This is a genomic window from Acinetobacter sp. YH1901141, from assembly GCF_013416935.1.
GTDB lineage: Bacteria > Pseudomonadota > Gammaproteobacteria > Pseudomonadales > Moraxellaceae > Acinetobacter > Acinetobacter towneri.
In genome coordinates this window covers 1-2,428 of sequence record NZ_VPEY01000065.1, presented here as the reverse complement: position 1 = coordinate 2,428, position 2,428 = coordinate 1, and the positions used below count along the sequence as shown (strand labels likewise).

Annotated in this window: 3 protein-coding genes and 1 other annotated feature; of the genes, 1 reads left to right on the top strand and 2 read right to left on the bottom strand. The window is 37.6% G+C overall.

Annotation, left to right across the window (positions count from 1 at the left end):
- Positions 1-196: 196 nt before the first annotated feature.
- Positions 197-661: a hypothetical protein gene (locus tag FTV52_RS14405; RefSeq protein ID WP_004968108.1), complete on the bottom strand. Its 465-nt coding sequence runs from the start codon at positions 659-661 to the stop codon at positions 197-199.
- Positions 662-878: 217 nt separating this feature from the next.
- Positions 879-1,022: a DUF3761 domain-containing protein gene (locus FTV52_RS14400; protein ID WP_171527277.1), complete on the bottom strand. Its 144-nt coding sequence runs from the start codon at positions 1,020-1,022 to the stop codon at positions 879-881.
- Positions 1,023-1,042: 20 nt separating this feature from the next.
- On the opposite strand from FTV52_RS14400, the gene FTV52_RS14395 reads away from it, so the two are divergent.
- A protein-coding gene (locus FTV52_RS14395) for an IS3 family transposase (RefSeq protein WP_100249712.1) occupies positions 1,043-2,262 on the top strand; the annotation gives its coding sequence in 2 pieces (ribosomal slippage) (positions 1,043-1,319 and positions 1,319-2,262; 1,221 coding nt in all).
- Positions 1,318-1,434 (top strand) — a sequence feature (AL1L pseudoknot). It overlaps the preceding gene by 117 nt.
- Positions 2,263-2,428: the final 166 nt, after the last annotated feature.

Sequence of the window (2,428 nt, the reverse complement as noted above, 5' to 3'; positions counted from 1 at the left end):
TTAAGTTCTTTATCCGACATAGACACCAACATATCAAACCGTCCGCTAAGAAAATTGCAAAAGTGCATATTCTAAAAGCGGACATTTTTACTTTGGAGAAACCGGACATTTCTATTTTGGAGTTACACAACCCATTTCGCATAAGAGATTTTATGTTAAATCGATAATCAAAAAGCCCATGAAAGTAAGCCTTTTTTCATCCATGAGATTTACTTACTTCTTCTAAAATTTTGCTTTTTACCCAGTTTGAAAAATCTTTTTGATTTTCTACAAAGTGTAAAAGATCAGCCTCACTTTCCCGATTAAAACTTATACTTTTAACTTTTCTACTCTGCTTTTCATATTTTGCATTTATTGCAATTTTTCGCCAATTTGTTTGATCGACAATATCATAAGCAGCAGCGAAAACATTATTTGCATCATTTTCATCAATACAAACTTCAATATTTTCTGCATTGAAAATACGGATTTCATCCATTTCTATTTTTTTATTGGTAGATGAAGTGAACCCGAAAAATAAGGTAATACCATGTTTTGATGTTATTTCTATATTGCCAAAAGATTCATCAGTATTTGTATGAGATTGATCTAATAGAATTTCACAGCTAGTAACTCGCCAACCTGTTTCCTGTTGAAGTTGTGAAGCTAACATTGGAAGCATATGTAATCCATTTTTGTTTTTGATAGTAATACGATAATATTAATTTTTAATTTTTACAAGTTTATAGATGAGGATATAGACATTTTAATTGGTGAGAATATAGACACTTTAAATGGGTTCTAACATGAAAAATAGGAACTTAAAATTCCTGTTTTTATTGGTTTTTAAGTTTTAAGCATATTGCATGATAAGCTTTAAATCAGAAGTATTCTAAGTTCTAAAGCCAGTTAGCTACTCCACCATGGCCAGAACAAGTACCTCTCCTATTCAAGCTAAAAGACCAAGTCCCATCTCTACACTTCGCTGTTGCATTAGAAGGTTGCTTATTTGCTGAACCGTACCGGGTTTGTCGGAGAGTCAATATTCTGAGAGACTATCCCGATGACAAAATTAAAATATGCCCCTGAAATCAGAGAAAGAGCGGTTCAATTATTGATTGAATCTGAAAAAGATTATCCATCGAATTGGGCTGCGATCACCGCTATTGCTCCCAAGATAGGTTGTACTCCTGAAACACTACGTGTTTGGTATCAAAAATATTTAGATAAACTAAATCCAGTTAAAGTACAGCAGCTTTCAGACCAAGAACGTATCAAACAACTCGAACGCGAAAATAAAGAACTGCAACGCGCCAATGAGATTCTACGTAAAGCAGCCGCTTTTTTCGCCCAGGCGGAACTCGACCGCCCACACAAATAATGGTGGATTTTATCCATAATAATAAAGAGCTGTACGGAGTCGAGGCGATTTGTAGAATTTTACCGATCGCACCCTCAACCTATTACCGGACTCTAGATCTCTGCGAAAACCCAGAACATCGAGCAAAGCGAGATCTACATGACTTGCATCATGCTGAACAAATTAAACGAATTTGGAAGGAAAGTTCAGGTCGATATGGTGTACGTAAAGTTTGGCAAAAACTGAAACGTGAAGGCTATATTATTGCACGCTGTACAGTTGCTCGATTGATGCAAAAGCTAGGTATACAAGGTGTTTGGCGAGGTAAGAATAAACAAACTACCCATAGCCGAGATGATCAAAAACGAGCAGATGACTTGGTGAAACGCAATTTTAGTGCTGATCACCCTGACCAGCTGTGGGTCGCTGACTTTACGTATATTCAAACAAATTCAGGCTGGGTCTATACCGCCTTTATTATTGATGTGTTCTCGCGAGCAATTGTTGGATGGAAAGTATCAACACGGATGAATACAGACATGGTGCTCGATGCACTGGAGCAAGCATTGCATGATCGAGGCATGCCAAAGAACGTGATTCATCATAGTGACAGAGGTGTGCAATATCTTTCCATTCGTTATACCAATCGTTTAGAAGCAGCAAATTTACGAGCATCAGTCGGTACGACCGGTGATTCATACGATAATGCTTTGGCTGAAACAGTGAATGGCTTATACAAAACAGAGGTGATTGAATATTTAAAAGCAGATTGGCAAGGTTTAGCGGATGTACAACTTGCGACATTAAATTGGGTAGATTGGTTCAATAAAGAGCGTGTACATAGTGCACTAGGTTATGTGCCACCTTTTGATTTTGAAGCAATGTACTATGATAAAATTAATCCGTTAGGTCAGGTGGCCTAACTTAAATAAAAAAGTCTCCGACAAACCCGGTACGGTTCAGATCACCGCAAACAGGTTACTCGCCTGGGGATTCCCTTTCGACCCGAGCATCCGTATGAGACTCATGCTCGATTATTATTATTATAGAAGCCCCCATGAATAAATCGCTCATCATTTTCGGCATCGT